The 5,474-nt window shown below is 58.7% G+C and carries 8 protein-coding genes and 1 tRNA gene; 8 read left to right on the plus strand and 1 reads right to left on the minus strand.

Annotation, left to right across the window (positions count from 1 at the left end):
• From MPJ51_RS21280 to MPJ51_RS21290, 3 genes are all read left to right on the plus strand, one after another.
• Positions 1 to 258: NADH dehydrogenase ubiquinone Fe-S protein 4 (locus MPJ51_RS21280; protein WP_298390988.1), on the plus strand; the 258-nt coding region annotated here is incomplete at its 5' end.
• The gene (locus tag MPJ51_RS21285) at positions 259 to 735 is read left to right on the plus strand and encodes a GNAT family N-acetyltransferase (protein WP_298390990.1); all 477 of its coding nucleotides are present in this window, start codon (positions 259 to 261) and stop codon (positions 733 to 735) included.
• 168 nt (positions 736 to 903) lie between these two features.
• Positions 904 to 981 (plus strand) — tRNA-Arg (locus MPJ51_RS21290).
• Between the two features lie 61 nt (positions 982 to 1,042).
• Here the strand turns inward: MPJ51_RS21290 and MPJ51_RS21295 are convergent.
• Positions 1,043 to 1,660 carry an XRE family transcriptional regulator gene (locus MPJ51_RS21295; RefSeq protein WP_298390992.1) on the minus strand — a complete coding sequence of 206 codons (618 nt, stop codon included), beginning with the start codon at positions 1,658 to 1,660 and terminating at the stop codon, positions 1,043 to 1,045.
• 101 nt (positions 1,661 to 1,761) lie between these two features.
• Between MPJ51_RS21295 and MPJ51_RS21300 the strand changes: the two genes are divergently transcribed.
• The 5 genes from MPJ51_RS21300 to MPJ51_RS21320 are packed head-to-tail and all read left to right on the plus strand — an operon-like array spanning position 1,762 to position 5,368.
• On the plus strand, positions 1,762 to 2,952 hold the full coding sequence (locus tag MPJ51_RS21300; protein WP_298390994.1) for an LLM class flavin-dependent oxidoreductase: 1,191 nt from the start codon (positions 1,762 to 1,764) through the stop codon (positions 2,950 to 2,952).
• The gene (locus tag MPJ51_RS21305; RefSeq protein ID WP_298390996.1) at positions 2,945 to 3,622 is read left to right on the plus strand and encodes a glutathione S-transferase family protein; all 678 of its coding nucleotides are present in this window, start codon (positions 2,945 to 2,947) and stop codon (positions 3,620 to 3,622) included. Before MPJ51_RS21300 ends, MPJ51_RS21305 begins: the two co-directional genes overlap by 8 nt.
• A complete protein-coding gene (locus tag MPJ51_RS21310; RefSeq protein WP_298390998.1) occupies positions 3,622 to 4,104 on the plus strand; it encodes a flavin reductase family protein in 483 nt (160 codons plus the stop codon). Before MPJ51_RS21305 ends, MPJ51_RS21310 begins: the two co-directional genes overlap by 1 nt.
• Positions 4,101 to 4,997, plus strand: a complete 897-nt coding sequence (locus MPJ51_RS21315; protein ID WP_298391000.1) for an alpha/beta hydrolase — start codon at positions 4,101 to 4,103, stop codon at positions 4,995 to 4,997. Before MPJ51_RS21310 ends, MPJ51_RS21315 begins: the two co-directional genes overlap by 4 nt.
• On the plus strand, positions 4,994 to 5,368 hold the full coding sequence (locus MPJ51_RS21320; protein ID WP_298391002.1) for a nuclear transport factor 2 family protein: 375 nt from the start codon (positions 4,994 to 4,996) through the stop codon (positions 5,366 to 5,368). Before MPJ51_RS21315 ends, MPJ51_RS21320 begins: the two co-directional genes overlap by 4 nt.
• The last annotated feature ends 106 nt before the right edge of the window (positions 5,369 to 5,474 follow it).

The following is a 5,474-nucleotide window of genomic DNA, read 5'->3' on the forward strand; positions in this document are numbered from 1 at the left end:
AAGACCCGCAAGTGGGTTCTGGAATACGCCCCTGCATCTGCGCGCGAAGTTGATCCGCTGATGGGCTGGACCTCGTCCAAGGACACGCAGACTCAGGTGCGCCTGAAGTTCGACACCAAGGAAGAGGCGCTGGATTACGCCAAGGACAACGGCATCGACGCGCAGGTCAGCGAGCCGCATAAACGCAAGCCGAACCTGCGTGCCCGCGGTTATGGTGAGAACTTCGCCACTGACCGGCGTGGTCCCTGGACCCACTGAGTGATCGAGATCCGCCAAGCCGATCCCGGATCTGAGGATTTGCGCCCGATTATTCTGGCCCATCTGGCACATAGCTGGGACGCGACCCCGCAGACCTCGAACCACACGCTGGATGTCGACGCCCTGCGCGCGCCGGGTATTCGTTTCTGGGCGCTTTATGAGGGGGAACGGGCGCTGGGCTGCGGCGCCTTGAAGGCTTTGCCGGACGGAACAGCCGAAGTGAAATCGGTGCACGTGCTGGAAGCGGCGCGCGGGCGGGGTCTGGCGCGGGTCATGATGACCCATCTGGCCGATCTGGCGCAGGCCGAAGGCGTGACCGCGCTGGTTCTGGAAACCGGGGCCGCGCATCTGTCCGAATATGAGGCCGCGCGCAAACTCTATGAAGCGCTGGGATATTCCTATTGCGGTCCGATCCATGGCTACGCGCCCGATCCAAACAGCGCCTTCATGCGCTTGGCCCTTGAACCTGCAGGCTAAGCGGCACATCGGATCGTCGGCTTAACAGGATCAGGTGCGTATTGCCCCCTGAAACCAACCATATGCATGTGACCTTTGAAACGTTTTGGTATTTTCGGGGTGACCATCCCCGGGACGCTACCAAGTTGACAAGGTAGGGAATTTGACTGATACAGCCGGAAGAAGAGCGGGCCGTTAGCTCAGCTGGATTAGAGCAGGGAACTTCTAATTCTCAGGTCGGGGGTTCGAGTCCTCCACGGCTCGCCAAATACCCAATATCTTTGAAAAATCTCCAGAAGGAATAAGTCGGGCGATAGCCGGACACCCATCACCAGGTGATCCGTATCGGCGACATTGCCCAGACCATTGTGGCCTCAGCCTCTGTTCGGTTTCGAAACCGGTGCGCGATCATCGAGGGGTAGGAGAAACTGTCGCCCTCACGAAGGACGATGATTTCATCACCAAGGCGCAGTTCGACTTCGCCGCTCAAGACGATCGCATGTTGTTCGCCCTCGAAGGAATAGCCCTCAAGGGGTTCGGGCGGTGTACCCGCACCCGGGCGAAAGCGGGACAGGATCAGATAGCATTGGCCGGATAGCGTGCTGGACAGCAGCTCATCCTCAAAGCCCAACTCTTCGGTCGTTCGTGTGTACATGCCAGATAGCGCGCGACGGTTTTCCGCACGGACAACGTGTTTGCGTTCCAATGGTCCATCGCCCGATTGTTTGGGAAAGAACCAGTTGGGATCGACCGAGAGCGCCTTGCTGATCTCGTGCAAAAGCCCGGCAGAGACTTTTGCGGCGCCCAGTTCGATCCGGCTTAGATACGCCATCGAGCATGACACTGTTTTCGACAGGTCTTTTAACGTCAGGCCACGCGCTTTGCGGACCTCGCGAATCTCGCTGCCCAGTTGCTGGGGGTCGGTCTGAGGAAAATTGTCATTCATGCATTTGGGATAGATGATTTTTGTTGATTTTCCGAGGAAAATTCAACTTAGTTGAAAAGGGCAAGGAAATTCAACTGCCCGCGAGTGTTTGGGAGGACATCATGCGCTTTGATTTGATTGCCAATTTCAGCCCTGGTGAGACGATTCCCTGGACACGGACGCTGGAGATGATCCTTGAACAATGCTCGTTGGCCGAACAGGCAGGCTTTACGACTGCGTGGTTCACCGAGCATCATTTTGCCCATAACGGCTATATGAACGCGCCGCCCAATCCGATCCAGATGTGCACCCATGTGGCGGCGCATTGCAAAAAGCTGCGGGTTGGCACGGCCCCCATCATCCTGCCCGACTGGCACCCGCTGCGCGTGGCCGAGGATGCCGCGATGCTGGATAACATGACGCTGGGCCGGTTCGATTTTGGCGTCGCCAAGGGGATCAACGAACGCTCGACCCTGCAGTTCAACAAGGACGCCGACCGACGTGACAACGCCAAGGTGATGCGCCTGTATCAGGAAAGTCTTGAGATCATCCTGAAGGCCTGGACCAACGACGCCTTCACCCATCAGGGCGAGTTCTATCAGTTCCCGGTTCCGGGCTGGAAAGAAACCAACCGCTTTTTCGATCCCCTGGACCCGCGCTATCACGCCGAGGATGGTGAGTACAAAGCGATGTACGTGCACCCGCGCCCCTATTCGAACCCGCACCCGCCGGTCTGGCTGATGTCGAACGCGCCGCCCACGTTCAAGCTGGCCGGTGAACAGGGCTGGGGCGTGATCTCGATGTCAGCCGGTCCCAAAGCCACGCTTGCCTGTTGGGAGCCGTATCGCGACGCTTTGGCGAAACGCGAAGGGCGCGAGGTGGAGCTGGGCGAAGGGGTTGGTGTCTGCACCGCCTTTTACGTTGGTGAAAGCATGGAAGAGGCGGTCAACACCATCCGCGGCCCCATCAACGCCTACTACGAGTTTCTTGGCGGCTCGCGCCCCAAGGGCGAATGGACCAAGCACGGCTATCTTGATATCGGCGAAGAGATGACACCCGAAGACGAGGCGATGGACTGGTTCGATTTCCTCAACAAACGCGGGATCATCGTTGTGGGTGATGCCGCCTATGTGGCCGAGCGCTTTGCCGAGAAGCAGGAAACCATCGGTCTCGACCACCTTATGTTGATGCAGCAATACACGGGCGTGCCCTACGAAAAGATCCTGGCCAGTTGGCATCGCCTGTTCGAGCATGTCGTTCCCAAATTTGGCACTCAATCCATCGCGCAGAAAAGGACTTTGGAACATGCTTGAGATTTGGGGGCGTCCGTATTCATCAAACGTCATCCCGGTGATCTGGACGGCCAACGAGTTGGGTCTGGATTACACGCTGCAACTGGCCGGGGGCAGTTTTGGCAAGCTCGACACCGAGAGCTATGCGCAGATCAATCCCAACCGGATGATCCCGGCGATCCGTGACGGGGATTTCACGCTGTGGGAAAGCCTCGCCATCGTGCGGTACTTGTGCGACCGATATGGCGCGGGCACGCTCAGCCCTTCGGACATCCAGACCCGCGCCGTTGCCGATCAGTGGATGGAATGGTCGGCCAGCCGTGCCTTTGGGCCGGTGATTTATCTGTTCTTCGCCACCGTCCGCACCCAGCCCGACCAGCGCGATCCGGAAAAAATCGCCAAACTGCGCGACGAAGCGCATGAGGCGCTGACCCTTCTGGATCAACACCTTGCGGATAAGTCCTATGTCTGCGGTGAGGTGTTCACCATGGCGGATATCCCGCTGGGCTGCGTGGCCTATCGCTATTTCAATGTCGAGGTTAACCGCCTCCCTCTGCCCAATGTCGAAGCCTGGTATCAGCGACTGGCAGAACGCCCGGCTTACAAAGACCATGTCATGCGCCATTTCGGCACAAACCCGGATGAATGGGCGGCGCTGGAAAAGGCTTGCGCCAGCGAAGGTGTGCTGTGATGGATCAGCGCGACTACCGCCGCGCGTTGGGGTCCTTTCCGACCGGTGTCACCATCGTAACGGCGTTTGACCCCGACCGGGAGCCTTGGGGGCTGACCGCGAACTCCTTCACCTCGGTCTCGCTGCAGCCGCCGGTGATCTCGGTCTGCATTGCCAAGGCGGGCCGGGTCTTTCCGACCCTGTCGGGTTCTGACCATTTCGCGGTCAATATTCTGTCCGCCGCCCAGCGGGACCTTGCCCTGCATTTTGCCAGCGATGTCGAAAACCGGTTCACCGATACGGATTGGACAGCCGGGTCCGCAGCGCCGCTTTTGCCAGGGGCTTCGGCGCATCTGGAATGCACTGTGCATGACCGGGTCGATGCCGGTGATCATGAAATCCTTCTGGGCCGCGTTCTGGACTATACCCACAGACCTGACCCACCCCTTGTCTTTTGCCGCGGCAGTTTCTTTGCGGCACCGCAACCGGAGGCTTCGCCATGAGCGATCATCTGACCTATCACACCCGCTTCAGCCCGGCAGAGTTCGACGCGCAATACAACCTGCGCGCCGGAAGACCCGACTATGAAGAGACAGTCATCCCCGGTTGGAGCCGCGATAGTGAAACCGCACGGACCACATCCGATTGCAGCCTCGATATCCGCTATGGAGATGGCGACGAGCAAAAGCTGGACGTCTTTCGATGTGCAGACAGTGCCGCACCGACATTGGTCTATTTCCACGGCGGGTATTGGCAGCGTGGCGACAAGTCGATCTACAGCTTCATCGCACCCCCCTTTGTCGCGGCGGGGGTCAATGTCGTCATCGTGGGCTATGACCTTTGCCCATCGGTGACCATCACGCGCATCTCAGAAGAAGCGCGCGAAGCGATGGCCTATATCTGGCGCAATGCAAGGGATCTTGGCGTCAACCGGGACCGCATCACCGTGATTGGCCATTCCGCAGGCGGTCATATCACCCAGATGATGATGGCCACGGATTGGCCTGCATTTGGTGACGATCTTCCTGCAGACCTGATCAAGGCGGGCATCCCGGTGTCTCCCCTCAGCTACCTCGAACCGGTTCGCCTGACCGAGGCTTTGAACGCGGGCATTCGCATGGACCCCGCAGAGGCCGAGGCAGAAAGCCCGATGACCCATCACCCGCCAGCAACCAACGCGCCGCAACTGGTTGTGGTTGGCGGTGCCGAAACGGATGAGTTTCACCGGCAGGCGCGTATGTATGTTGAAAAATATGCGACCGGTGATCGGGCGATCGGGTTTTATATCGTGCCGGACGTGGATCACTTTGACGAGTTGAACGTGCTTGCCGACCCCGCGAGCCCGTTCTTCGAACACACCTGCACCATGCTTCAAGGAAAAGGACCAAAATCATGACCGCCGTGACCCGAGACCTTGTCGACTCTGTCGGCGACGCCTTCAATGCCAATGATATCGACGCTGTGATGAAACATTTCGCGGATGACGCAACCTTCGACCACGCCGTCGGCCCGCAGGAACATGGCGTGCGGTTTGAGGGGGCCGAGACCATCCGGGGCGTCTTTGCCGGGCTGTTCGACAAAGTCGAAAACGTGCATTGGGAAACGCTCGACTGCGCCATTTCCGGCAACAAAGCCTATTGCGAATACCGCCGTACTGCCACGCACAAGGACGGCACAAAAGAAGAATTCCTGAGCGTCGACATCTTGACCTATCGCGACGGGCTGATCGTGCATAAAGACACGTATTACAAGCAACGCACCGGCTGAGCCGTTCGCCTGTGCCGAAGTTGGTCAAGCAGCAGTTTTGTCGGACGCCTCGATTGTCGCTCTGACAAAATGCTGTGCTGCCCACCAAGGTCCGCTCTGCACAAGC

Origin of the sequence: Ruegeria sp. (genome assembly GCF_028066395.1) — a bacterium.
In the GTDB taxonomy this organism is placed as follows: Bacteria; Pseudomonadota; Alphaproteobacteria; order Rhodobacterales; family Rhodobacteraceae; genus Ruegeria.

Bases quoted from the DNA above. Each gene is read 5' to 3' on its own strand.
- MPJ51_RS21320 (WP_298391002.1), top strand. From the start codon at position 4,994: ATGACCGCCGTGACCCGAGACCTTGTCGACTCTGTCGGCGACGCCTTC.
- MPJ51_RS21305 (WP_298390996.1), top strand. From the start codon at position 2,945: ATGCTTGAGATTTGGGGGCGTCCGTATTCATCAAACGTCATCCCGGTG.
- MPJ51_RS21300 (WP_298390994.1), top strand. From the start codon at position 1,762: ATGCGCTTTGATTTGATTGCCAATTTCAGCCCTGGTGAGACGATTCCC.
- MPJ51_RS21295 (WP_298390992.1), bottom strand. From the start codon at position 1,660: ATGAATGACAATTTTCCTCAGACCGACCCCCAGCAACTGGGCAGCGAG.
- MPJ51_RS21315 (WP_298391000.1), top strand. From the start codon at position 4,101: ATGAGCGATCATCTGACCTATCACACCCGCTTCAGCCCGGCAGAGTTC.
- MPJ51_RS21310 (WP_298390998.1), top strand. From the start codon at position 3,622: ATGGATCAGCGCGACTACCGCCGCGCGTTGGGGTCCTTTCCGACCGGT.